Genomic DNA, 25,429 nt, shown 5'->3' on the forward strand with positions numbered 1-25,429 from the left:
GTTAGAAAATTCGCCCAAAATACACTGTTAAAATTATGACATATTGCCCTTGTATTTTATTTTCACAGGTTCATAATAGGAATTACCGAAAGAGGGGAAGGGAAAAATCTTTTCGGTAATTTTCATGCGGAAGCATCACTTTCGCAGCCGGTTTTAAGGAGGAGATATTATGATCAGCTTTATTCTGTGTTTACTGCTGTTGATCGCCGGCTATTTTACTTATGGTAAGATCGTAGACAAAACCTTCGGCCCGGATGACCGCGAGACTCCGGCGGTACGCATCAATGACGGCGTGGACTACGTCGTTATGCCGCAGTGGAAGCTCTTTCTGGTTCAGCTGCTGAACATTGCCGGCCTCGGCCCGATCTTCGGCGCACTTCAGGGCGCGCTCTGGGGCCCGGTCGTATTTCTGTGGATCACCTTCGGCACCATCTTTGCCGGCGGCGTACACGACTATTTCTCCGGCATGATCAGTGAGCGAAACGACGGCGCGTCCATCGCGGAGGTCACCGGCAAATACCTCGGCCACGCGATGCAGAACGTTATGCGCGTGTTCTCGGTCATCCTGCTGATCATGGTCGGCACGGTATTCGCAGTCGGCCCGGCCGGCCTGATCGTTACGCTGTGCAAGAACAACGGTGTTTCCGGCGTTCTCTCGACCACGCTGTTCTGGCTGATCGTTATTCTGGCGTACTACTTCATCGCAACCTTTATTTCGATCGACAAGATCATCGGCAAGGTCTATCCGCTGTTCGGCATGTGCCTGATCATCATGGCGGTCGGCGTTATCATCGGTATCTTCACCAACCCGGCTTACACCATCCCGGAGATCTGGACGCATATGTACAATATGCATCCGTCCGGCACGCCGATCTGGAGCTTCATGTTCATCACGGTCGCGTGCGGCGCAATTTCCGGCTTCCATTCCACGCAGTCTCCGCTGATGGCGCGCTGCATGAAGAACGAGAAGCAGGGCCACTTCGTATTCTACGGCGCAATGGTAGCAGAAGGCATCATCGCTCTGATCTGGGCGGCGGCAGGCTGCGCACTGTATGAAGTTACCGGCGGTCTCAACACCGGTCTGGCAGAGGCGCTTGCAGGCGGTCAGTCCGCAGCGATCTACGACGTATGCTCCAAGACCATGGGCGGCGTTGGCATCGCGCTCGCGATGATCGGCGTTGTTGTCTGCCCGATCACTTCCGGCGATACCGCTTTCCGTTCCGCTCGCCTGACGCTGTCCGACTGGTTCCATATCGACCAGGGTACCTACGCAAACCGCCTGAAGCTGTGCGTACCGGTTCTCGGTATCGGTGCGATCCTCGGCATCGGCAACGCGACCGGCCTGATCGACTACACGGTCATCTGGCGCTACTTCAGCTGGACCAACCAGACGCTCGCGATGATCGTTCTGTGGGCAGCAGCTATGTTCCTGTTCACCGAGAAGAAGAATTTCTGGATCGCTGCCGTTCCGGCGACCTTCATGAGTGCGGTCTCCTGCACCTACTTCATTCTCGCACCGGAGTGCCTCGGCGGTCTGCTGAACGGCAAGACGGCAGACGGCGCTGTGATCTACAATACCGCCGTAGCGTACCCCATCGGCATTGTATTCGCAGCAATCCTGCTCGCTGTGTTCATTCGCGCGACCAAAAAGCACGGCACGAAGAAAAACGCATAAATGATAGAATAAGATGCAGCCGGCCGTTCGTTCTGTTCGACCGGCTGCAATCATCCGCAGAAGTAATTGAGGTGACGGAAAATGATGTTCAAACCTTATCCGCTCGGTTCCGGGCGCATAGATGACGCGGCGCTCGCCGAGGATAAAAAAAGCTGCCGGAAGATCGGCCCGTGCGGCATCGGCAGACGCGCGCTCTATTTGAACAGCTTTTTCATCGACCGGCGCTATTATGTCCCGCTCTCCATGGTAACGCGCGTGTACAAGCGCGTCGCGATGAGCAGGGGCGGTTTTTCCGGCAAGGGCATTTTCGCGACGCTGTCCTATCTGGTCGTTGAGTTCGACGGCGGGCAGCAGAAAGTATGCAATTTCAAATACGAACAGCAGGTCGATGATTTTCTGAACGTCATCCGCGCCGAATATCCCTCCATTCCGTGCGTGAGCGCGGCGGCGGAGCAGCGCCTTGCAGAGCAGAAGGCGCGCCGTGAGGAGGAGGAGCGCAACCGTCCGCCGATGAGCGCGCAGGCAGAGAAGACCGTGCGCACGCTCGATCAGGCGCTCGACTATCTGGAGCGCCGCCCCGAGTTGACCGAGCAGCTGAGCGCGGCCGCAAAACGCCGCCGCAATTTCCAGTGCACGCACGGCAGCTACCGCTGGGCCGCCATGGCGATCACTCTGCTCGGCTTCGCGGCTCTCGCCTACGGCATCGTTTCCTTTGTGCGCCACGGTTCGTTCGCGATCTACTTCACGCTGTTCGGCCTTGCGGCGATCTTCACCTTCGCCGGCTTCAGCGTGCTCCCCACTGCGCGCAACAACCGCACCTCGATCATGCGGAACGATGAGCAGGCGCAGCAGAAAATGCAGGAATATGTTTCGGCGTATCTGGACTTTCCGCTTCCGGCGCGCTATGCGCATCCGGTCGTGCTGCGCCGCATGAAGCGCGCTGTCATGGACGGCCGCGCTGTGACCACCGCGCAGGCGCTCGATGTCGTGAAGGACGACCTCAGGGCGCTGAATGCCGACGTCGAGGTCTCGCAGGAGGAATATGATGAGGTCGTCGCCATCAAGCCGCTTTTCCTCAACGCAGAGTATCAGTAAACAGAATAAAATCCCATGCCGCAGTTCACAGTTCAGACTGGCATGGGATTTTTTCTGTTATTGGGTCCCGGACGCATAAACAGACGCGGTTTACATGCTTCGCGCCGTCCGGCGCATCTGCCGCACATATACGATCAGGAGCGCCGCGCCGGTGAAGATCCACGAGGCAGGGTAGACGTTCATCAGCATTTCATAGGTCGGGAAGAGGCGGAACACGGTCGCCATCCAGATCAGGCGGAACACGACCGTGCCGAGGATGGTGAAAACGGCAGGCTCGAGCGAGCGGCCCATGCCGCGCAGAGAGGCGCTTTCGACCTCGTAGGTGGCGGTCAACCCCTCGAGCGAGCAGACATGCCGCATACGGCTGACCGCGAACACGGCGACCGCGCTGCTCGAGGTGTAGATGCTGACGAAGAAATCGTCCCAGACCATGAAAACCGCGCTCAGGATTTCGGTGAACACGATACCGAACAGCAGGCAGAGACGGAAGATCCTTTTGCATCGTCTGATGTCGCCCGCGCCGAAATTCTGACTGGTGAAGGTGACAGCAGCCTGCGCGAAGGCATTCGCGATGTCGTAGGTAAAATATTCGAAGTTGAGTGCGAGCGATGAGCCTGCGATGGCGTTTTCGCCGAACGAGTTGATGCCGCTCTGGATGAACACGTTGGAAACAGAGAAGATCGCGCCCTGAATGCCTGCCGGGATGCCGATCTGCAAAATACGCAGGAGCGGTTCCTTCTCGATGCGCATGCGGCGGAAGCGGAACGCGAAATCGTCGTCGCGGCGGATGAGGTGCGTGATGACCATGACCGCGCTGAGCACGTTGGAGATGACCGTTGCGATCGCGACGCCGGCGACGCCGAGCTGCATCACGATGACAAGGAACAGATTGAGCACCACGTTGACCGTGCCGGAGAGCAGCAGATAGTACATGGGACGGCGGCTGTCGCCGTAGCTGCGCAGTACGGCCGCGCCGAAATTGTACACGACCATGAACGGAATGCTCAGAAAATAGATGAATATGTAAAGCAGCGCCTCGTTCAGCACGCTTTCCGGCGTGCCGGAGAGCACGAGGATGGGTCTGGCCGACAGCCACCCGACGAGCATCAGTCCCGCGCCGAGCGCCGCGCCGAACGTGAGCACGGTGTGAAGCGTGCGGTTGATCTCGTCGCGGCTGTTCTGCCCGATGAGCAGCGCGAGCACGGCGTTCGGACCGACCGACAGACCGACGATCAGATTGACGAAAATGCCGACGAGCGCGACGCAGCTGCCCACTGCCGCAAGCGCGGCATCGCCTGCGAAGCGGCCGACGACCGCGACGTCTGCGGAGTTGAAAAGCTGCTGTAAAATGCTGCTGAAGGCCAGCGGCAGGGCAAAAAGGATGAGCCTGCCGGCCAGACCGCCGTGCAGCATGTCCATTTCTCTGTGTTTTGCGGTTTTTGCCATGATTCGTGCGTCTCCCTTGTGCGGTTTACCAGAACTATCTTACCATGCGCGGAGGGGATGCGCAAGGCGGTATTTCTGCGGTTTTCATGTATGAAAAAGCACCCGGCTCTGCCGCTTGACAAAGCCGGGGCGCATGGATATAATATAAGAAGAAAAGGGACGCTGTTACAGCAGTCAGACCCTCAAGTCATCAAAATTTATTTATGATGACCGTTCGTGTGTCAGACGAGCGGTCATCGCGCTTTTATACAGAAAATGTACAGCAGAATTACTGTACATACGAAAAGCTGAAAAGCCTTTTTCTGCACACGCGCCACCTCCTTCCTGCCGCAGACTGCGGGAAAGGAAAAGAGGGTCTGACCGCCAAAAGTAACAGCGTCCGCCTGTATTATAGCATGCACTGTCGGATTGTGTCAATTTAACGGTCCTGGCTCCGCTGCTTGACAAAGCCGGGGCGCATGGATATAATATAAGAAGAAAAGGGACGCTGTTACAGCAGTCAGACCCTTAGTTTAGTCAATTTTAAGTCATTGACCGTTCGGAGTCGACCCGAGCGGTCAATGCGCTTTTATACAGAAAATGTACAGCAGAATTACTGTACATACGAAAAGCTGAAAAGCCTTTTTCTGCACACGCGCCACCTCCTTCCTGCCGCAGACTGCGGGAAAGGAAAAGAGGGTCTGACCGCCAAAAGTAACAGCGTCCGCCTGTATTATAGCATGCACTGTCGGATTGTGTCAATTTCTTGATCTTACGGTACTCTCCGGAGCTTTCCGACAGTATAAAGCGCCCCTGACCTTCGGTCAGGGGCGCTGCTGTTCTTATTCGCCGAGCAGCTTTTTTGCGTTGTTGTAGAACACATCCTGCATGGCGGCTTCGTCCAGTCCGCAGGTAAGGACCTTCTGGATCTCCACCGAAGGATGGTGGAACGGATAATCCGTGCCGAACATGATGCGGTCGTGACCGACCTCTTCATAGGCCTGACGGATCTTTACGCCCATCGGCATGCCGGACATCTCAAGATAAATGTTCGGGAAGCGCTTTGCCATCTTGAGCGCGGCGTCGATGTAAACGCCGTGTCCGTGACCCATGTGAATCATTACGGTCTTGACCTCGGGGAAACGCTCCGCGAGCAGCGCGATGCTCCACGGCAGCGAATACGGAGGATGGCCGGAGTGAATGAACACAGGAAGATGACGGCTGCGCGCCATCTCCATTACCGGATCGACCGCGGTATCGTCCGCTACGAACGCATGGCGCAGCGGATTCATCTTGATGCCGCGGAAGCCCTTTCCGTCGACATAGGTCTCGACTTTTTCGCGGCAGATGTCCGCGCCCTCGAGCGGATTGAGGTACACGAGCGGGATAAAACGGCCCGGATAACGGGCGGCCGCCTCTGCGACACCCTCGTTTCCCGTGTGATCCTTCGCGCAGAGCACAGTCTGCTCGATTTCGTATTCATCCATGAACGCGATCAGCTGCTCGGGGGAGCCGTCTACACCGGCCCAGCTGCCGAAGTCACCGATATGTGCATGTGCATCGATCTTTTTCATATTGCCGCTCCTCTCAGCTGCGCTTGAGGCGCTCGATCAGGTTGGAGGACTGCATGATCGTGATCACGACCGAGGCGATAACGATACCTGCAATCGTCTGCATGGTGATGGTGGGAATGGTGGCGATTGCCGCCGCAGGGCTGATGAGCACGATCTTGACGAGCTGATAGCCGACGATCTGGCAGACGCCGCCTAGAACCTCGCCGATGAGCCAGCCGTACCGGTGCTCCGGCATGAGCTTTTCGACGGCCAGCCCCATGATGAGCGCCATAATGCCTTTGATGATGAAGGTCGGCAGGACCCACAGCATCGCGCCGCTCAGCAGGTCGGAGAGGGCTGCACCCAGCGCCGCCGCAAGTGCGCCGTCCTTTCGGCCGAGCAGCATAACGCCGACAAAGATCGCGCAGTCACCCAGATGCGTATAGCCGCCGGTGATGGCGATCGGTATCTTGAAGGTGTACGTTCCGGCGAAAATGAGCGCCGCCATCATGGCGATACGCACGATTCGTTTTAAATCCATAACTGTTTTCTCTCGCTTTCCATATTCGTCTTTTATCCATTATATCAGACTGTGAACTGTTTGATAGCGTCAGTTCGCGGATTTTTATTAAGGTCAGATGGAGCGGGATGAACAGCTGCGAGAGCACATTTATCTGCATAACATCTGTTCCGTGGGAAACACTATCCGAAAAAGGAGCGTGTTTTCATGTCAGAAATGTTTTGCTTTCAGTGTCAGCAGACGGCAGGCGGAAAGTGCTGCGTCAGCACAGGTGTGTGCGGCAAGCAGCCGGAGACAGCGCATTTACAGGACGAACTGGTACGCGAGCTGATCGGTCTGGCGGAGGCGGCGACAGCGGCCGGACAGCGCACGCCGACGGCCGACCGGCTGTTGGCGGACGGTCTGTTCACCACACTGACCAACGTCAATTTTGACAATCGTGCGATCGCGGAATTTACCGCGCGCGTGCGCGCAGAACGCGACAGCTTCGGCGGCGCGCCGTGCAAGGTCGTGGAGCTCTGGAAGGGCGACACGGATACGGTCTCTCTGCGGTCGACGCTGCTGTTCGGCATGAAGGGCATGGCGGCGTATGCGCATCACGCGATGAACCTCGGCTACGTGGACGACGAGGTGAGCGCGTGGTTTTATAAGGGACTGTGTGCGGTCAACCGGCCGCATTCTGTGGAGGAATGGCTTGCGCTCATCGTCGAATTCGGACAGATGAATTTCCGCTGCATGGAGCTGCTCGACCGTGCCAACACCGGCACCTTCGGTACGCCGCAGCCGACAAAGGTGCCGACCGACATCAAAAAAGGCCCGTTCATCGTGGTTTCGGGTCATGATCTGGCCGATCTTGCGCAGCTGCTCGAGCAGACCGAGGGCAGGGGCATCAATATCTATACGCACAGCGAAATGCTGCCTGCGCACGGCTATCCGGGACTGAAAAAGTATCCACAGCTTGTGGGTAACTTCGGCACGGCGTGGCAGAGCCAGCAGCGCGAGTTCGAGAACATCCCGGCGCCCATCCTGTTCACGACGAACTGCCTGATGCCGCAGCGGCCGAGCTATCGGGACCGTGTGTACACCACATCGGTGGTCGGCTATGAGGGTCTGCGCCACATTGAGGCGGATGCCTGCGGACGCAAGGACTTTTCGCCGCTTATCGAGCAGGCGCTTGCGCTCGGCGGCTACGAGCATGACCACAGCATGAGCGGCATCAACGGCGGCCATATGCTCATGACCGGCTTTGCGCACGGAGCCGTGCTCTCGCACGCGGAGGAGATCATTTCGCTCATCAAGAGCGGAAAGGTGCGTCATATCTTTCTGGTCGGCGGCTGCGACGGCGCGCACCCCGGCAGAAACTACTACACCGAGTTCGTCAAGCAGACGCCGATGGATACGCTTGTTCTGACGCTCGCGTGCGGAAAATACCGTTTCAATGATCTGGATCTCGGCGAGATCGGCGGTCTGCCGCGCATTCTCGACATGGGACAGTGCAACGACGCATACAGCGCCATCAAGGTCGCGCTCGCGCTGGCGGATGCCTTCGGCTGCACGGTGAACGACCTGCCGCTCACGCTCGTGCTCTCGTGGTACGAGCAGAAGGCCGTGTGCATCCTGCTGACGCTGCTTGCGCTCGGCGTGAAGAATATCTATCTCGGGCCGACGCTGCCGGCGTTCCTGTCGGAAAACGTGGTGAAAATGCTGGTAGAGACTTACGATCTGCACCCGACCACCGCGCCCGAGCAGGATATGGACGCCATTCTGGGAAGAGGATAACCGCTCACGCGCCGCACAGATTTGCCTGCAAATATTCGAGCAGCGTCCGCGCCGTGACCGAGCTTGCGGTGCGCGCGAACGCGAGACCGATGGTGCGGAAGCTCTCCGGCACGAGCGGGCGGATCTCCACATCGTTCGCGAACGCCTGCATGGCAAGCTCCTGCGAGATCGTGACGCCGAGACCGTGCTTGACGAAGGCAACGATCAGCGTATCGTCGCGGAAGCTGTACACGGTCTGCGGCTTGTGCGGATATTTTTCCAGCAGGTGCAGAATGTCGTTGTCGCAGCCGGGCGTTTCGATGATGAACGGGTACTGGAGCAGCTCCTCCGGGGTGACGCTGCTGCGCTGCGCGAGCGGATGCTCCCGGGGCAGCACGGCGCAGAGCGCATCCTGATGCAGCGGATAAAAGGTCAGATCCTCCGCCAGAATGGACGAGAGAAAGCCGCAGTCCACCTGCCCGCGGATGATCCAGTCATGGATCTCGTCGTAGTTGCCGTCGAAAATCTGCACCTCGACCTGCGGATAGTTCTCTTTGAAAAAATGCACGACGTGCGGCAGCCACATCGCCGTCACGCTCGAAAAGCTGCCGATACGCAGTTTGCCCTCGACCTTGTTGTTGATGTTGAAGGCCGCCTGGCGCAGCTTTTCCTTCTGGTTTACCATTTCGCGGATGTAGGGGATGAGCCGCTGTCCGTTGTCGGTCAGGACGACACCCTTCTTCGCCCGCGCGAACAGCTGCACGCCGAGCTCCTCCTCGAGACCCGCCATCATCTGGCTGATGCCGGACTGCGTGTAGTTCAGCGCCTCGGCGGCCTTTGTGAAGTTGCCGGTCTCGCGGACCTTGAGAAAGATTTCGTAGCGATCGCGTACCTCGCGCATAGGTATTCCTCCTTTTCAATATTCGGTACAGTATGATGCTTGTAAAGCAATTGACGGCTGCCGCCTTGCTTTTGCACAGCATACATTACCAGATGTAATGTATAGCAGTAAAAACATTTATTTTACTTATATTCTATCATGTGGTATGTTAGCTGTACAGGAATTTTGGGGTAAGGAGAAAAATTTCACAATGGAAAAAAAGCAAAATCACTTTTCGGGACAGCTGGGGTTTGTCCTTGCCGCAGCCGGAAGCGCGGTCGGTGTGGGAAATTTGTGGCGTTTCCCGTATCTGGCGGCCAAGGACGGCGGCGGTCTGTTCCTCATCATCTACTTTATTCTGGTACTGACGTTCGGCTTCACGCTGCTGACATCGGACATCGCCATCGGCCGCCGCACGCAGAAGAGCGCGATCGGCGCGTATGAGCAGATGCGCCCGAAGTGGAAGGGTCTGGGCATCCTGACCTTCCTCGTGCCCGTGCTCATCATGACGTACTACGCGGTCATCGGCGGCTGGATCACAAAATATGCGGTCGTTTACGTCTCCGGTCAGGCGAGCGCTGCTGCTGCGGACAATTACTTCACCTCGTTCATCACCTCGCCGGTGTCGCCGGTGGTGTTCGCGCTGCTGTTCATGGGCGTTACCGCGCTCATCGTCTACAACGGCGTGCAGAACGGCATTGAAAAGGTATCGCGCTGGATGATGCCGGTGCTGCTCGTGCTGGTCGTTGTCATCGCGTGCTATTCGCTGACGCTCAGTCACACGAACGCGGACGGACAGGTCGTAACCGGCTGGCAGGGCTTTCTGTACTATCTGACGCCGAACCTCGAGGGACTGACCGTGCAGCGCTTTCTCCAGATTCTTCTGGACGCGATGAGTCAGCTGTTCTTCTCGCTGAGCGTTTCCATGGGCATCATGATCACCTACGGTTCGTATGTGCGCCCGGAGGTCGACCTCAACCGCGCGGTCAACCAGATCGAGATCTTCGATACCGGTGTTGCGTTCCTCGCAGGCATGATGATCATTCCGGCGGTCTATGTGTTCTCGGGCACTGAGGGCATGGGCGCAGGCCCGAGCCTGATGTTCGTCTCGCTGCCCAAGGTCTTTGCCGCGATGGGCAGAGCAGGCACGGCGGTCGGCATTCTGTTCTTCGTCACCGCGATCTTCGCGACGCTGTCCTCCTGCATTTCGGTTCTGGAGTCCATCACGGCCAACTGCATGGAGATCTTCCACACGAGCCGCAAAAAGACGGTCCTGGTGCTGTCGGTCATCTATCTGGCGGCGTCTGCCGTTATCACGCTCGGCTACAGCGTATTCTATGTGGAGGTGATGCTGCCGAACGGCTCGGTCGGCCAGCTGCTCGACATCATGGACTACGTCAGCAACAGCGTCATGATGCCGTTCATCGCGCTGCTGTCCACCGTCCTGATCGGCTGGGTGATGACGCCGGATTACGTCATCGACGAGATGGAGCGCAACGGCGAGACCTTCCGCCGCAAAAAGCTCTACCGCGTCATGATCCGCTATGTCGCGCCGGTGATGATGTTCGTACTGTTCCTTCAGTCGACCGGCATCCTGTCGAAGATCGGATAAAAATAATGAAAACCGCTGCATGCGGAGAGAATTTCTCCGTCATGCAGCGGCTTTTTCATGTGCGTTTTCGGCGTCAGGAATTGACCGCAGGCGGCATCAGAGGTTAACGGTCATCGCTTTTTGTGGCAAATCCCATCAAAAGCAGGAAGACCCACCAGAATAGAATGATCATGCAGAACACCATGATCATCACAAGGGGAAGGAAGATGATCTCTATGATATTGCTGCATCTCCGCCAGCAGTCGACCAGGATCACCAGTCCCACAACAGCGCCGACAATGGCAGCGATTACCGTTGCGATGATATTTCCCGTTGTCGGCGGTGTCTCGGTATATACGAAAAAGCAGGCGTAGAGCACGAGCGGTATCGCAAGGCAGCAGTCGAAAATGATCGCATCTACCCAGCCGAATACCTTATCCCAGTGCCGGCGAAACGGCAGATATACGAGGCAGCCGATGATCGTGAGATAAAAAAGGGATTGGAACCCGTAGCGTTCGAGAAAATGAAATGAAAAAATATAGCGTAACATAATTCAAACATCTCCATTTTATGATCAGCACCGCTGTCCCCGCGGCGCTGGATGCCGCGGGGCGTCTGGTGCCGCCTCAGGTCTCGTAGTCCTCCCACTCAGCGGCGAGATCGCGGTAAAGGAAGGTAACGATCTGTGCGCGCGTGCAGGTCTGCGCGGGGGAGAACAGACCGGGTGCGGTGCCGTTGGTGATGCCGTATTCGACCGCCCACGCAACCGCGTCCGCGTAGTAAGCGCGGTAAGGCACATCGCGGAAGCTGCCCGCAGAGCCGGGCTCGGGCGAGCCAGCCCAGCGCCACAGGAAGGTGACGGTCTGGGCGCGCGTCACGGTCGCGTTCGGCTCGAAACGGGTGCGGCTCGTGCCGGTCGTGATGCCCTCCTCGGCCGCCCAGAGCACGGCGTCGTGATAGTAGGCGTTCGAGGGAACGTCCGAGAACGGATTATAGCTGCTTTCGGGTTCAGGGCAGCCTGCGGCGCGCCACAGGAAGGTGACGACCTGACCGCGCGTGCAGCCCTCATAGGGACTGAATTTAGTTGCGGAGGTGCCGCTCGTGACCCCGTTTTCGACCGCCCAGAGAACCGGCTCGTAGAAATACGCGCTCTCGGGAACATCGGTGAAGCGGAAGTTATTCTCCGGCGCATCGCCGTCGAGCGTGAAGTCGACCGAGGTAGAGCTGCTCGGCTCGATGCTGCTCTCGTAAAGGCAGCCGTCCGTCAGGGGCAGGTTGTCGTAGTGCTGCTGCTTGAGGACGCGGCCGGTGCTGCTGTATGCCGTGTAGGAAACGTCCATCGTGCCTCTGTCGGTGCCCCAGATGGTGATGTTGTAGGGGCCGCCGGTCAGGCCGAGAACCTTGGTGTCGCCTGCGACAGCGGCCGAGACACCGGCTGCACAGGTCGTGACAACGCCGTCCTCGATGGTAAGAACGGTCTCGCCGTCCTCATTTTCGACGTAAACGTCTGTCGGGCAGGCGATGATGAGCTCAGACATCATCTGATCGCGGACCGCCTGACCGTGGCACATCGCGGCATCCCAGCGCAGGATCGCGAAGTTCGCGAGCGTGGTCTCGGTGGTGTTGAAGTTATTGTTGCCCAGATGCAGCAGGCCCTGCGTGAAGGACTTCTCGGACGCATCGAGATAGTCCTTGTACGCCTGCAAAGCGTACATTTCGCTGGTCCGGAGCAGCATGTACGAGGCGTCGAACTTCTGCGCGGAGGACAGATCCTTCTTGTTCTTCAGCTCTTCGCGGTCGGCCTGAAGAATACCGTAAAGCGCATCCTCCACGTAATAGGAAGCGCGGATGATCTCGCGGCTCTCGACCATTTTGTCGTTGCCGGTCAGCGTATTGCTGAGCGACCAGCCGAGGTTATACGCAGCGACGACCACCGTGACATTCGTGACGTCAAGGCCGAGACAGCCGGAGAGATAATAGGTCATGACGTTCTCGGTGAGGGGAGACAGCGTGTCATAGGTCAGCTTGGCGAAGCTGGTAGTGAATTCCAGCGCTTCCGCGATGACCTCGCAGTTCAGCCAGTCATCGTACTTCTGGAGCGCTGAGCGGAAGGAAGTGGCGTAGGCGGAATTGCCCATCTTGCCGGCCACCTGATGGAGCGTCTGGATATACTCCTCGTTCAGCGCCTCATACGCATGAACGACGCTGACGTAGTTCGAGCAGCCGATGATCCAGTCGAGCGTGTTCTGGTAATCCTCCAGCACATCCAGCGCGTCGCCCACCTTGCCGAAGAAATTGGTGGTGCCGCTGATGAAATTGAGCGCCGAACGGGTGCCCTTGTCGTCGCGGTACTGCTCGATGGCGGCCGCAAGCTTTTCAAAGATGTCGGGGGAGCGCTGTTTCAGGGACTCCGGGTCGGAGAGCAGCTCCTGAATGGCAGGCTTGTAGGTGCTTTCCTTTGCGGAATAGTTCGGCTGAACCTTGAGAATCATGTCCCAGATGCTGTTGGCGAGCTTGAGGTTTTCCGCCTCGATACGGGTGTTCAGGCTGTCGACCTCGCTGCTCGTGGCGGAGAGGATGAGCTCGGTGAGCATGGCGTCATAGGGATTGTCGAAAATGCTCAGGCTCTTGAACTTGGACAGCTCGCTTGCGGTGTTCAGAATGTCATAGGCGGCTTCACCGGCGTTGGCGGCCGTGGTGTTCTGCGCGTCGGCGAGCAGCTTTGCCATGCGCTGATCCATCTGCTGACTGTAGCCGTTGGACTGCGCGAAGGAGACGTGCTGCTGAATGTACTCGCTGGCGTCGATGACCGCGGTGTCCTCGGTGGGCTTTGCGATGGGCGTCGAGCTGCCGTTTGAGAGATGGGTGAACACCTTCTGGATGGGGTAGCTCTGACCCATCGTCCAGACGGAGGAGAAGTCATACTCCGGGAAGGTGGCCTTGCTGGCCATGGAAGCGAGCGGAACGGCGGTGTAGCCTTTTTCTTCACTGGGCTTGTTCAAGACAAACGGGTCGAGCGTTCCGGCGGGGTAGTAGCAGGCGGTGAATTCGCAGCCGGGCGCATCCGAGGCCAGCCAAGCAGGAACACCTCCAAGAGAGGGACTGCTGTCCGTAATGACGCCGGAGACATAGCAGTTTTCGTACTTGGATTCGTAACCTCCGTCACCGGCCAGACCGCCCACTTTATATATTCCCGATGCGACATCCTTAATATCTACATTGATGGATAATGTTCCGTTGAAACAGCAGTTGCTAAATGTCGCTACAAAGCCACTGCCGACAATGCCGCCAATGTACCAGTATTCATAGTGGCTTTCTCCGGTGATACGGATGGTGCAGGTCGCACGGCACTGGTCTATGGTGCTGTGCCAATCTGTTTTACCTGCAATTCCGCCTAGGTGGATAGAGGACTCATTGACCAATGACGAAATGGTATCTTTTACTTCTGTGGAATTGCCGGATTCAGCCAGAATGATACCGACGTTCTCGCAGTGGGAAATGACAGCGCTGTTATCATTTATGTAAGTGATACCGCCTACGCTGACCTCACCGCCGCCGGCAGATGCATGGATAGTGCCGGTATAACGGCAGTAGTCAATCGTTCCTTTATTTTCCGATACCAGACCGCCGACGCGCACGGGCATATCCCCGCCGGCGGTAATACCTGCCGCACTGGTGCAGTTATAGATGGTTCCCTTGTTGTAGATTGCAAGGGATGCAGCGAAGCGGACAATTCCAGACTTACTGGTTAAATTGATTTGACCGGTAACGCGCAGGTTCTGAATGGTTCCTTCATTCTGATAGAACAGGGCACCGTTGTCGTACTGCTCCGCGTTAACCGTCAGATTGCGAATGGTAAAGCCGTTGCCATCCAGCGTTCCGGTGAAGCCGGAAGTATAGACTCCGGTTCTGCTGGGTTGCATAGGCTTCCAGTTTATCCCTGACAAATCAATATCGTTCATCAGGATATAGTTTGCGGTCAAATCCTCCTGCATGTTTTGCAGGTCGTCCGCATCGTAGATGGGCGTGTACCCCGAGGGTACGGAGGTCTTGGTGCTCACCTCCTGAAGCAGCGCCGTGGCATCGTCTGCGGCAGCCTCCGCCTGCGGTGACAGCGCGGGGAGCAGGCCGACGAGCATTGCCAGCGTCAGCAGGATGGACGTCAATCTTTTTCTCATAAAAAATTCCTCCTTTTGCCTTTGTCTGTACCCCTATTGTAGCGCAATCCGAAACAAAAAACAATCTGTATTAAATAGAATTTTAATAGCCTGTAACAGACAGAATAAGGGGGAATGTATGGATTCCGATAAGGATGTCGGGGAAAACGGGAACGCGCGGAAGTGCGCAAAAAAACAGACCCGCCGCAGGAGGGTTCATCCTGTGACGGGTCTGCGGAATATTCGGCTGCGCCTCAGACGAGGTGAAACAGGTCGATCAGAAAGACCCATGCCAGCCCGTAATAGGTAACGACAGCGACAAGGTCGTTGATGGTCGTAATGAGCGGACCGGAGGCGACCGCCGGGTCAATCTTGACTTTATGGAACAGCATCGGAACGAGCGTGCCGACCAGACTGGAAATGACAATGGCGGCGAGGAGCGAGAGACCGACGCAGCCCGAGATCAGAAACGCATTTGCGGCAGAATAGCCCTTGAACAGCACGATGTAAACGCCCAGAAAAACGAGCGCCATCACGCCGAGCAGCGCGCCGTTGCAGGAGCCGACCTTCATCTCCTTCGCGGCCAGATGCAGCTTGTCCTTCGCGCTCAGATTTTCGTCCATCAGTACGCGGATCGTGACCGCCAGAGACTGCGTGCCGACGTTGCCGGCCATGTCCAGAATGAGCGACTGGAAGCAGATGACGACCGGCAGCACGGCAACAACGCCCTCGAACGCGCCGACGACCGTGGAAACGCCCATGCCGAGAAAGAGCAGGATGATCAGCCACGGCAGACGCTTTTTGATGCTCTCCGCGATCGTTTCGTTCAGATCTTCCTCTGCGGACAGACCGGCGAGCTTTGCATAGTCCTCGCCCAGCTCGTCATCGACGGCCTCGACAACGTCCTGCGCGGTGATGATGCCGATGATCTTTTTGTCCCGGTTCAGAACCGGCAGGGAGTCCTCGGCGTAATCCTTGATCTTTTCGATGCTGTCCGAAATCTTCTCGTGGTCGAGCAGATAAGGATAGGCGTAGCTGATGAGCGAATCCAGCGGCACGTTTTCCCGCGCAACGATCAGATCCTTGAGGTCGATCGCGCCGCAGAAGCGGTTTCGACCGTCGACGACATAGATCGTTGCGATATTGTCGTTTTCACCGGCCTGCCGAACCAGCTCGTGCATGGCCTGGCGAATGGTAAGGCTCTGGTGGATGCAGATGTAATTGGTGGTGATGAGACTGCCGACCTCGTCGTCATCATAGGAATTGATGAGCAGGATCGCGGCCTTGGTCTGGTCGTCGATCATCGGGCGCAGCTTGACCTTGACGCTTTCGTCGATGTTCTCCCACAGGTCGACCGCGTCGTCCGCGTCCATTTCGTTGATGATCGCGGACAGCTTGTCGATGCCGATCTCGTCGACGTACTCGACCGGATCGTCAATGTAGGAGATGATCTCGGCCAGCCATTCCGCGTCCAGTGCGCTGTACAGCAGGTTGCGCTCGGCACGGTTCAGATATTTCAGACTCTGCGCGATGTCGTTGTCGTGGTAATCCCGCAGCTGCTCCCGCATTTCCTCCATGGAGGGCGAGGAGCGGATGATCCTGAGGATCTTTTCTGCGAAGATCGGTTCCTTTAATACTTCCTTCTTCATGATAAAGCCTCCTTCCGCCCCTGAAAAGGGCGTAAAAAATCCACCGTAACAGATACAGCGACACAAACATCAGTTGTGGACTTGTTCATCACGATGGAGCGAGGCTCAGCGCTTATTCAAAAGAGGATGCCTGCGGACGCCGGAAGAGCGAGGTCTGTATCCATCGTCGTATGTACAATTCGTCTGTCACAACTGTCCATAGGGCTTGCCTCCTTTTGTTTGTTTTTCGCAATGATTATAGCACTGCTGCAGTAGATTTTCAAGGTGTTTTTCGTATTTTTTACATCGGGAGCATACGTTAAGCCGCTGCATGTTTTCGACGTATGGACTGGTGCAGCGCCGGGATATATGGTATACTCAGCTTAGCAGATCAACGGGAAAGCAGTGAGCATTTATGCGCATCAGACAGCAGAAGCAGATCGGGATGTTCCTCGCCGAGAGCTTCGGCGGCGACCGAGGCGGCGCTCTTTTCGCCCGGCAGGAGGAAATCCTGCAAGAAATCATACGGAACACGCAGAACCGGTCGAAAAACCAGAGGAAAACGCTCGTTCAGACCATCCTGCCGCGCATCGCGCTGTACAAGGCCATGCAGGAGAGCCTGCCGGAGGCGGAGACGCATGCGCAGATGCGGCGCTACATGCTGGAACGGGTCGCGGCGCAGAAACACGCGGAAATGATGAGGATGGAGGCAATACCGGGGTTTTACGCGCTTTACAGTCGCATTTTTCTGCGAGTCGTGCGAAGTTCTGACCTCTGGGAGAGTGAGCAGGAGCACGGAACGGACGGCTTCTCCGTCACGATGAAAAAATGCCTCTGGCACACGGCCTGCGTGGAAAACGGCTGCGCGGAGCTGTGCCGCCTGTTCTGCGATGTGGACGACGTGACGTATGGCGGCCTGTGCAAGCTCGGCTTTGCGAGAACGAAAACCCTGGGCTACGGCGCTGACTGCTGCGATTTCCGGTTTTGCAGGAAATAACCGCTTTCTTTGAAAGGAGCAGCGACAATGAAAAAATGGAAAAAAGTTTTGCTGGCAGCTGTGCTTTTACTGGCGGTCGGTGGATATGCTGCGTTTGTGAAGATAAGCTATTACCCGATGGGAGGAAAGGTCACGACTGTTGACAAGTATCAATCTGGAGATAAGTACTATATTGTAGTTGAAGAAGCGACCGGAACAGAATTTACTTTACTCTGTCCTGAAAGTGAATACGACAAAGTAAATGCTGGAGATGAGGTGTATTGTGAGCGCGATCAGAGTATTGTCACACATAAAGGTGAAGTGCACAGAATAGAGAAAGACAACTGAAAAATACCATATGGAGGGAAAAACAATGAAAAAGCTTCGTGTCGGCGTCATCGGCATCGGTGACATCAGCAATGTATATCTGAACAATCTGAAAAAATATGATGCGGTGGAGGTCGTGGCGTGCGCGTCGCGCGGTCTGGAAAAGGCGCAGCGCAAGGCCGCGGAGCACGGCATCCCGAAGGCCTATGCGTCCGGCATGGAGCTGATCGCGGACCCGGACATCGACCTCGTGCTCAACCTGACCACGCCGCAGGCGCACTATGAGTACAACCTCGCCGCGCTCAAGGCCGGCAAGCACGTCTACACGGAAAAGCCCCTCGCCATGACGTTCGCGGAGGGCAAAGAGCTGGTCGAGCTCGCGAAGGAAAAGGGCCTGCTCATCGGCTGCGCCCCGGATACCTTCCTCGGCGGCCGCCTTCAGAACATCCGTGAGCTGATCGACAGCGGAAGGCTCGGCAGGATCACGGGCGGCGGCGCGTGGTTTGTCGGTCACGGCCACGAATTCCATCATCCGGCCCCGGCGTTCTTCTATCAGCCGGGCGCAGGCCCGCTGTACGACATGGGGCCGTATTATGTGACCGCGCTGCTCAGCCTGCTGGGCCCGGTGCGCCGGGTCTGCGCGATGGCGACCCGTGCCGCGCAGACGCGCACCGTGCCGTCCGGCCCGGCAAAGGGAACGGTGCTGCCGGTCGATGTGGACACGCACATCAACGCCATTCTCGAGTTCTGCTCGGGCGCGCAGGTGACGCTGACGTGCAGCTTTGACGTCTGGGACAGCGAGCTTCCGCGCATGGAGCTTTACGGCACCGAGGGTACGGTGCTCATCGACGAAAAGGACCCGATCGCAGGCCCGAACCTGTTCGGCGGCGACACGCTGATGCGCACGCCGGGCGAATACCGCTGGGCCGACCCTGAACGCCGCCCGGAGAATGTAGATACGCCGTGGCCGGTCGTACCGAACTGCCATCCGTTCAACTCGGTCAGCCATGCGGAAAATCCGCGCGGTATCGGTCTGGTCGATCTGGCGTATGCGCTTCAGAACGGCCGCACGCCGCGCGCCTCGGGCGACATGGCGCTGCATTCGCTCGAGGTGATGGAGTGCATCCTGAGGAGCGCCCGCGAGCACGTTTTCTGCGAGACTACGACCACGTTCGAGCAGCCGAAGGCGCTGCCGCTGAGCTTCCCGGAGGAAAACTGATACGCCATATAAAGAAAGAGCGCCGATCAGCCGCAGGCTTACGCCTGCGGCTGTTTTCTTTAGTCTATGGACAAATGCTTTTTCAGCGCCGCGACATAGGATACGGCATAACGGCTGAGCACCACGTTTTTCTTGCGGATGAGTCCGATGCGCATGCTGCCGTCCATGTCGAGCGGGCGCGCGATGATGCTCGGGCTGTTGAGCTTTTGGTCGATGATGCCCGAGCTGACCGTGAAGCCGTTCAGGCCGATGACAAGGCTGAACAGCGTGGCACGGTCGCGCACCTGTATGGTTTTCGGCATATCGAGCATGCTCAGCAGCTCCTCGGAAAAATAGAACGAGTTGCGCTCGCCCTGCTCGAACACAAGGTAGGGGTAGGGGCGCAGCTCATCGAGCGTGATGCGCGCCCTGGCGGCGAGCGGGTGGTCTCTGCTGATGAAAACGTGCGGCTCGGCGGTGAACAGCTCCTCGAACACAAGCTCGTTCTTGCGCAGCAGCTTGGAGAGCACGCTCTCGTTGCTCTCGCACAGGTAGAGCAGACCGAGCTCGCTCCGGCCGGAGGAAACATCGTCGATGATCTCGCCGGTCTGCGTCTCACGCAGGATGAAGCTGTACCGGTCGGCGTCGTACTGCTGCACTACATCGACAAAGGCGTTGACCGCGAACGAATAATGCTGGCACGACACGCAGAACCGAGGATCGCGCCGCCGGCCCGCGCCGAAGTGCTCCTGCATGATGTCGGCCTGCTCGAGCAGCATCCGGGCGAACGAGAGCAGCTCCTCGCCCTCGCGCGTGACGGCAACGCCCTTGTTCGAGCGAACGAAGGCGGTCACGCCCATTTCCTTCTCCAGATTGTGGATAGCAGCACTCAGGCTCGGCTGCGAGATGAAAAGCCGTTCGGCCGCGTCGGTGATGCTGCCGCATTCGGCCACGGCGACAAGATAGGCAAGCTGCTGCAATGTCATGAAAAGAGCCTCTTTCTGGCGCGGAGCGCCGGGATATAGCCACATCATACGCTGTCTGGGCACTGATGTCAATGTGCGCTTTCGACTTTTTCTGCGGCGTTTTGCAGGAATGTCCCTGTGATGCACAACCGGGCGCGTGGCGAACGGAGTCGGTCTTTTCGTGATTACGCTCTTGCAAAGCGGCATGGATGCTGTATAATTTTAGATGGACAGAGCGTACCAAAAAGAAAGAAAAAACTGGCATATCGCATGAACGGGTCGTGCGGATGCAGTCGGGAGGACGAAAATGAGAGGGAAATCTTCCGCTTTGCGCGCAAAAGAGGAATTTCTTGCGCTGTATCATGATGGAGCGTTCGAAGCAGGGACCAAAATACCGTCCGAGTCCAGCATGGCGGAAATGCTCGGCGTAAGCCGGGAGACCTGGCGCAAGGCGCTCGGCCTGCTGCGCGGCGAGGGCGTGCTGTATTCCAGACACGGCTCGGGCACTTATCTTCAGGAGCCGTCGCATCGCATCACGAATGACCTTTCGCAGCTGAAAAGCATGTCTAAGATGATCGCGGAGGCCGGACTGCGCGAGCAGGGCTCGTGCATGACCTGTACGGTCGGCACGGCGCCGGAGGAGGTCTGCCGGTTTTTCGAAGCGCCGGAAACAGCCGAGTTTGCGATCATTCAGCATATCCGCCGCACTGAGAAGGATGTGATCGCGGTCAGTCTGGGGTACCTGCCGGAAAAATACGCCGAAAAGATGCATGGCGCAATCCCGCAGTCGCTGTTTGCCTTCCTCGAGGAGAGTGAGGGGATCTATATCAGCCGCGCGAGCACCGAGCTGTTTATCCCGGCAGAGAATGACCCGCTGTGCGAAATGCTCCGTCTGCGCGAGGGTCAGAGCGCGTTCGGCTTCAGACAGTGTCATTACGACTCGCGCGGCAACCCGACGCTGTATTCGGTCGATTATCTGCGCAGCGACCTGTTTCATTTCACGATCATGAGAATACGGCCGTAAAAACGGCATAAATCAGGCAGCCGAAGCAGGAGGCAAACTGCTTCGGCTTTTTGCTGTCTGTCGGAAACCCTGCGGAGATTTTGTGCGATGTGTATGCGGCTTGGGGCAGGGTGCATCAAGGTGTGCCGGTCTGGTAGGCGCAGGCCGAAGCGAGGTCATGCGCGCGATCTTCGGTCTCGACCCCATTACCTCCGGTTCGGTTTACCTGAACGGTCGGGAAGTCCACATCAAGAACACGCGCGACGCCATCAACCACGGCATCGCAATGGTAAACGAGGACCGCCGCACCTATTCGTCCTCCTTTTTGCTGCTTGTCAATCTGCACAATACAGACTGCGTATTTTCTTTTTTTTTATTGCGTTTCCACTATGAAATATCTCCCTTATATGCTATACTGAGGTTAGCCATCAAAGGCAGGAAAGAGGTGTTTCGCATGAACGAACAGGAAAAAACCACGATGAACATCATCGAACCGGAGGGGCTGTCGAGCTGTGGGGCGGACAGCGGCACATGGTGCGGTCAGGCGCTCACGCGCGTGCTGATCGGCATGACCCTCACGGGACTGACACTGAATGTGCTGTGCCTGAATTACATTCTCCCGGCGATCGGCATGGTGTTTCTGCTGGTCGGCCTTCGCGCACTGCGCCGGGAAAACGCAGGCTTCAAGGGCGGCTATGTCATCGCCATCATCCGCACGTTCTACATTACCGTGTGGATGATACTGGATACGACGATCTATGCGGATGTGCTGACGGGGACAACGGCCGCAGTGGTGCTGACGTTGTTTAATCTGGTGATAGTGCTGGCGCAGGTGGTCTGCCTGTGGAGCGGCCTGAAGGCGCTGCGGCAGAAGGCAGGCTTTGAGGCGAAATGCGGTGCGGCCGCCGCGCTGATCGTATGGAATGTCGTGCTGTGCGCGCTCGGTGTGATGAACTGGAGCGGCTGGATTGTGTTCGGCATCATCATGATTGTCCTGTACATCATCATCATGCGCAGGCTGTTCGCGCTCGCAGGCGAGCTGGATAACGCAGGCTGCACGATCACGCCCGTTCCGGTCAGGGTGAAGGACTGGCAGCTCGTGCTGTCGCTCGCCGTGCTCCTCGCGGCAGGCATGGTCTGCGGCTATGCGTTCGGCGGCAGCTATCCGATGGAGTGGACGCCGCTCGATAATTCGGCGCAGGCCGAGGTGCAGAGCACAAAGGCGAAGCTGCTCGAGCTCGGCTTTCCCGAGGCGGTGCTGAACGACCTCAGTGCGGAGGACATCGCCTCGTGCGAGGGCGCGACGCAGATTTTGAGCCGCACGGAGGACAAGCCGGTGAACGACGGCAGGGAAGTGACGACGCAGACCGGCGAAAACAGCTATCAAATCGACACGGTGTACGATGCGAAGGAGCTGCGCCTGACCGGCGTGGCGGTCCGCGTGAAGCAGACCGACGGCACGGAAAGATGGATCATCTTCCATCACTTCCTCTGGACGCAGCCGATGAACTACTACGGCACCGAGGCAGTTCAGCTGTGGCCGAGCGGGCAGAGTGACTGGTGGCCGGACGGCGACGCGACCGGCCGTGTGCTGTGCGGAAGGGACGGTCAGACGCTTACGGCGGCGTACCACTCGCTCGGCATGCAGGACACCTTCACGACCGACTTTTTCGGCAATTCGCAGAGCAGCAGCAACTTGACCGGCACGTTCTCCATGCCGCGCGGCAGCGAAAATCAGCGTGGCTACGTCTGCCTCCCGATACAGATCGCGCAGGAGGATACTTACGTCAACAGCTGGGTCAACTACACGCATCAGAACACCTGGGTGCAGTACCCGGCGCGGACTGCGAGGGACAGCATGTGGAGCAGCAGCGCGTTCAAGACCGTCCAGTTCGCGCTTCAGTTCGACGCGACAGAGGGCAGAATGCTGTACTGAGCACGGTAATTCGATACAAAAGCAGGGCGTTTCCAAAGAAGGGAACGCCCTGCTGATTTTTACCATTCATCCATATCGCTGAAGATTTCCCCCTCCATAGCGGAGATCTCGGCGGCAGGGATGACGGTGCCGTCCTGCATGATGATGCGCCGGGCGGCAGGGTCGAGCTTGCGCACAACGCCGGTCACGGTCAGATACGCGCCGCCCTCCTTGCGCTCGTCGGGTCTGAAATAGGTGATGCTGACGGTCGGACGGCTGTCGAGCGTATCCATCAGACGGCGGTACCGGCGGTTGAGCATCTCGATCGTGCCCTCGTCGAGCTCGATCTTCCGCTCGGTCAGACGCTGCGTTTCACGGATGGTATCGGCGTAGCCGGAGAGCGCCGCGAAGGGCGCGAACTGAAACGCGCGGTCGGACAGCGGCATCCGCGGATGGCTGCGCGAAACATGATGCGGATGGTCGATGATGTCATCGTATTTCGGGTTGTAGGCCATAAGACACCTGCTTTCTTCTCGGGCACGCGGAACAGGCTGCGGTCATTCCTGCGCCGCTCGACTGACTTCGGCGCTGCTGCTCTGCCCGCCGAGGCTTTTCCAGCCGTAGCGGAAGATCGAGAGGAGGATGGAGGCTTCGGTCGCGATCTCGTCCAGAATGCCGGCCCACGAGCCGATGATGATGTCGTATGCGATCCAGAGCGGCGAGTTGATGAACATGCCGACCGAGCGGATGGTGCGGGCATTATAGGTGTAGCCGCCGATGGTCGTGGCGATGTTCGCCGCGACAGGGAGGACGGACAGCCATCCCGACCAGGTGAAAACAAGGGCGAGGATCTGGAGCACGCAGATGGCCGCGCCCATGGCGCGGCTGCGCAGGAAATCGTATCTGCTGCTCAGACAGAAGGAGCGGAAGGTGTTGATCAGATAGCTGACGGCGCCGGTAGCTGCGCCGAGCAGGAACAGATGGGCGGTGTAGCAGAGATAGGACAGAAACTGCACGCGAAACAGCTGCCTGTTGTCCCGGCACTGATAGGACGCGAAGAACAGCGCGGTCCCGAACAGTCCGACGAGCTGTGCAAACATAAAAAAGGTTCTCGCTTTCTTTGGTGATCGAGTACATGAAAATGCGCTGCATTTATCGTATCATATTGCAGAAATTATTGCAAGTTTGCGGCGCTGCGGCGCAGAACAGGCCGCATATGCCGCAGCTTTAATTGTGCGGTGTTGCCTTAGGCCTTGTGGCCGCCGATCTGGCTGTTGCGGTCGCGCGCCGTCGCGCCCTCCTCGAGGTTCATGCCCTTGAGGAGGGCATTTTTGCCGAACTTTTTCTTGATGGCGAGGGCGGCCTGCTGGAGCTTTCGCTCGCGCGCAAGCGCTTCCTCCTCCTTCCGGCGCTTTTCCTCCTCGGCGGCGTAGTCGGTGAACAGGTCGAGCTGCTCACAGTCATTCCGGCGCGGCGCGTCGTTCTCGAACAGCACGCGGTTCGCGACGAGATACATACGCCGGATGAGCAGCTCGGGGTCGACAATGCGGTCGAACAGGGCGGAGGCTGCCTCCATGATCTGATGCGTGGAGGCGGTGTAGCCGTCGAGATTGATCGAGCCGTGCGCCTGTCTGGGCAGCGTGCGGCCGTAGCGGTCGACCTCGGTCTTGCCGTGATAGCGCCGACGGCGCGCCGGGTCGGTCAGATTTTCGATGTCGTAGCCGACGGTGAGCACGATCTGGTCGGTGACGAGCCGCTTGTCCACCAGATCGAGCACGAGCAGGTCGGCCATCTCGCGCAGCACGAGCCGCGCCTTGTCCGCAGGGTAGGGGCAGGTGAGCACCTGCCCGGAGCTGATGCTCTTGAGCGAGGGCGGCAGCTTTTTGATGGCCTCGATGGTGCACGGCTCCCAGCCCCAGGCGTGGTCGATGAGCAGCTCGGCATTTTTGCCGAACAGGCGGTACAGCAGCTCCTCGTCGCGCTCCGAGCAGAGCGCGACGTCGCCCATGGTGAACATGCCGTGCTGCTCGAGCTTTTTCGCGTAGCCGCGCCCCACACGCCAGAAATCAGTGATGGGCTGATGAGACCACAGTCTGCGGCGGAAGCTCATTTCGTCGAGCGCGGCAATGCGCACGCCGTTGCGGTCGGCCGGGATGTGCTTGGCCACGATGTCCATCGCCACCTTGCACAGGAACAGATTGGTGCCGATGCCGGCTGTCGCGGTGATGCCGGTCGTGTTCAGCACATCGAGGATGATCTTCATGGCGAGCTCATGCGCGGTCAGACCGTAGGTGTTCAGATAGCCGGTCACATCCATGAACACCTCGTCGATGGAGTAGACGACGATGTCCTCGGGCGCGACGTATTTCATATAGATGGAGTAAATGCGGTTGCTGTACTCCATGTAATACGCCATGCGCGGCGGTGCGATGATGAAATCGACGGCGAGGGAGGGGTTGCTCTGCAGTTCGGAGAAGGAGAACGACGAGCCGGAGAGCTGATGCCCCGGGGCATCGTGGCGGCGGCCGATATTCGCTTCCCTGACGCGCTGGCGCACCTCGAACAGCCGTCCGCGGCCGGATATGCCGTAGCTCTTGAGCGACGGCGTGACGGCGAGACAGATGGTCTTGTCCGTGCGGCGCTCGTCCGCGACGACAAGGTTGGTGTCGAGCGGGTCGAGCCCTCTTTCGCGGCACTCCACAGAGGCGTAGAAGGATTTCAGGTCGATGGCAAGATAAGTGTGAGCGGACACGTTCGCAGCCT

The 25,429-nt window shown here is 58.0% G+C and carries 21 protein-coding genes; 9 read left to right on the plus strand and 12 right to left on the minus strand.

Annotated elements, in window-relative coordinates; translation table 11 throughout:
- The first annotated feature begins 169 nt into the window (after window positions 1-169).
- Window positions 170-1,675 (plus strand): carbon starvation CstA family protein, encoded by a 1,506-nt coding sequence (locus H8S02_RS03810; protein ID WP_186969374.1) that lies wholly within the window; start codon window positions 170-172, stop codon window positions 1,673-1,675.
- 81 nt (window positions 1,676-1,756) lie between these two features.
- Window positions 1,757-2,770, plus strand: coding sequence for an ATPase P (locus H8S02_RS03815; protein WP_186969375.1), 1,014 nt, complete (start codon window positions 1,757-1,759; stop codon window positions 2,768-2,770).
- A gap of 90 nt (window positions 2,771-2,860) precedes the next feature.
- Here H8S02_RS03815 and H8S02_RS03820 read toward each other — a convergent pair whose 3' ends face one another.
- The 3 genes from H8S02_RS03820 to H8S02_RS03830 all read right to left on the minus strand — a co-directional run bounded on the left by H8S02_RS03820 (window position 2,861) and on the right by H8S02_RS03830 (window position 6,289).
- On the minus strand, window positions 2,861-4,216 hold the full coding sequence (locus H8S02_RS03820) for an MATE family efflux transporter (protein WP_243166409.1): 1,356 nt from the start codon (window positions 4,214-4,216) through the stop codon (window positions 2,861-2,863).
- A gap of 821 nt (window positions 4,217-5,037) precedes the next feature.
- Window positions 5,038-5,769, minus strand: coding sequence for an amidohydrolase family protein (locus H8S02_RS03825; protein ID WP_118723180.1), 732 nt, complete (start codon window positions 5,767-5,769; stop codon window positions 5,038-5,040).
- Between the two features lie 13 nt (window positions 5,770-5,782).
- A complete protein-coding gene (locus H8S02_RS03830) occupies window positions 5,783-6,289 on the minus strand; it encodes an ECF transporter S component (RefSeq protein WP_118723181.1) in 507 nt (168 codons plus the stop codon).
- Window positions 6,290-6,475: 186 nt separating this feature from the next.
- Here H8S02_RS03830 and hcp point away from each other — a divergent pair, with 186 nt between their 5' ends.
- Window positions 6,476-8,047 (plus strand): hydroxylamine reductase, encoded by a 1,572-nt coding sequence (gene hcp / locus H8S02_RS03835; protein WP_118723182.1) that lies wholly within the window; start codon window positions 6,476-6,478, stop codon window positions 8,045-8,047.
- A gap of 4 nt (window positions 8,048-8,051) precedes the next feature.
- On the opposite strand, the gene H8S02_RS03840 is transcribed toward hcp, so the two are convergent.
- Window positions 8,052-8,927 carry a LysR family transcriptional regulator gene (locus H8S02_RS03840; protein WP_186969376.1) on the minus strand — a complete coding sequence of 292 codons (876 nt, stop codon included), beginning with the start codon at window positions 8,925-8,927 and terminating at the stop codon, window positions 8,052-8,054.
- Window positions 8,928-9,117: 190 nt separating this feature from the next.
- On the opposite strand from H8S02_RS03840, the gene H8S02_RS03845 reads away from it, so the two are divergent.
- Complete coding sequence (locus H8S02_RS03845) at window positions 9,118-10,518, plus strand: sodium-dependent transporter (RefSeq protein WP_186969377.1); 1,401 nt, start codon at window positions 9,118-9,120, stop codon at window positions 10,516-10,518.
- Window positions 10,519-10,621: 103 nt separating this feature from the next.
- Here the strand turns inward: H8S02_RS03845 and H8S02_RS03850 are convergent, their stop codons facing one another.
- From H8S02_RS03850 to mgtE, 3 genes are all read right to left on the minus strand, one after another.
- A complete protein-coding gene (locus H8S02_RS03850; protein ID WP_186969378.1) occupies window positions 10,622-11,047 on the minus strand; it encodes a hypothetical protein in 426 nt (141 codons plus the stop codon).
- A gap of 76 nt (window positions 11,048-11,123) precedes the next feature.
- A complete protein-coding gene (locus H8S02_RS03855) occupies window positions 11,124-14,675 on the minus strand; it encodes an S-layer homology domain-containing protein (RefSeq protein ID WP_186969379.1) in 3,552 nt (1,183 codons plus the stop codon).
- Between the two features lie 233 nt (window positions 14,676-14,908).
- The gene (mgtE, locus tag H8S02_RS03860) at window positions 14,909-16,303 is read right to left on the minus strand and encodes a magnesium transporter (RefSeq protein ID WP_186969380.1); all 1,395 of its coding nucleotides are present in this window, start codon (window positions 16,301-16,303) and stop codon (window positions 14,909-14,911) included.
- A 394-nt stretch (window positions 16,304-16,697) separates the two neighbouring features.
- Here mgtE and H8S02_RS03865 point away from each other — a divergent pair, with 394 nt between their 5' ends.
- Genes H8S02_RS03865 through H8S02_RS03875 form a run of 3 tightly spaced genes read left to right on the plus strand, consistent with a single transcriptional unit; the run spans window position 16,698 to window position 18,804 of the window.
- Window positions 16,698-17,279 (plus strand): L-2-amino-thiazoline-4-carboxylic acid hydrolase, encoded by a 582-nt coding sequence (locus H8S02_RS03865; RefSeq protein ID WP_186969381.1) that lies wholly within the window; start codon window positions 16,698-16,700, stop codon window positions 17,277-17,279.
- Window positions 17,280-17,306: 27 nt separating this feature from the next.
- Window positions 17,307-17,606: a hypothetical protein gene (locus H8S02_RS03870; protein WP_186969382.1), complete on the plus strand. Its 300-nt coding sequence runs from the start codon at window positions 17,307-17,309 to the stop codon at window positions 17,604-17,606.
- Window positions 17,607-17,631: 25 nt separating this feature from the next.
- On the plus strand, window positions 17,632-18,804 hold the full coding sequence (locus tag H8S02_RS03875; RefSeq protein WP_186969383.1) for a Gfo/Idh/MocA family protein: 1,173 nt from the start codon (window positions 17,632-17,634) through the stop codon (window positions 18,802-18,804).
- 59 nt (window positions 18,805-18,863) lie between these two features.
- On the opposite strand, the gene H8S02_RS03880 is transcribed toward H8S02_RS03875, so the two are convergent.
- Window positions 18,864-19,769 carry a LysR family transcriptional regulator gene (locus tag H8S02_RS03880; RefSeq protein WP_186969384.1) on the minus strand — a complete coding sequence of 302 codons (906 nt, stop codon included), beginning with the start codon at window positions 19,767-19,769 and terminating at the stop codon, window positions 18,864-18,866.
- Between the two features lie 286 nt (window positions 19,770-20,055).
- On the opposite strand from H8S02_RS03880, the gene H8S02_RS03885 reads away from it, so the two are divergent.
- Window positions 20,056-20,772: a GntR family transcriptional regulator gene (locus H8S02_RS03885; RefSeq protein ID WP_186969385.1), complete on the plus strand. Its 717-nt coding sequence runs from the start codon at window positions 20,056-20,058 to the stop codon at window positions 20,770-20,772.
- Between the two features lie 115 nt (window positions 20,773-20,887).
- Here the strand turns inward: H8S02_RS03885 and H8S02_RS03890 are convergent, their stop codons facing one another.
- The gene (locus H8S02_RS03890) at window positions 20,888-21,097 is read right to left on the minus strand and encodes a hypothetical protein (protein WP_186969386.1); all 210 of its coding nucleotides are present in this window, start codon (window positions 21,095-21,097) and stop codon (window positions 20,888-20,890) included.
- A gap of 108 nt (window positions 21,098-21,205) precedes the next feature.
- Between H8S02_RS03890 and H8S02_RS03895 the strand changes: the two genes are divergently transcribed.
- Window positions 21,206-22,687 carry a hypothetical protein gene (locus tag H8S02_RS03895; protein ID WP_186969387.1) on the plus strand — a complete coding sequence of 494 codons (1,482 nt, stop codon included), beginning with the start codon at window positions 21,206-21,208 and terminating at the stop codon, window positions 22,685-22,687.
- Window positions 22,688-22,746: 59 nt separating this feature from the next.
- Here the strand turns inward: H8S02_RS03895 and H8S02_RS03900 are convergent, their stop codons facing one another.
- The 3 genes from H8S02_RS03900 to H8S02_RS03910 all read right to left on the minus strand — a co-directional run bounded on the left by H8S02_RS03900 (window position 22,747) and on the right by H8S02_RS03910 (window position 25,418).
- Window positions 22,747-23,181 carry a hypothetical protein gene (locus H8S02_RS03900; RefSeq protein ID WP_186969388.1) on the minus strand — a complete coding sequence of 145 codons (435 nt, stop codon included), beginning with the start codon at window positions 23,179-23,181 and terminating at the stop codon, window positions 22,747-22,749.
- Between the two features lie 42 nt (window positions 23,182-23,223).
- Window positions 23,224-23,766, minus strand: coding sequence for a YgjV family protein (locus H8S02_RS03905; RefSeq protein WP_186969389.1), 543 nt, complete (start codon window positions 23,764-23,766; stop codon window positions 23,224-23,226).
- Window positions 23,767-23,912: 146 nt separating this feature from the next.
- Window positions 23,913-25,418 (minus strand): Y-family DNA polymerase, encoded by a 1,506-nt coding sequence (locus tag H8S02_RS03910; protein ID WP_186969390.1) that lies wholly within the window; start codon window positions 25,416-25,418, stop codon window positions 23,913-23,915.
- Window positions 25,419-25,429: the final 11 nt, after the last annotated feature.

It is taken from the genome of Agathobaculum hominis (genome assembly GCF_014288055.1).
In the GTDB taxonomy this organism is placed as follows: Bacteria; Bacillota; Clostridia; order Oscillospirales; family Butyricicoccaceae; genus Agathobaculum; species Agathobaculum hominis.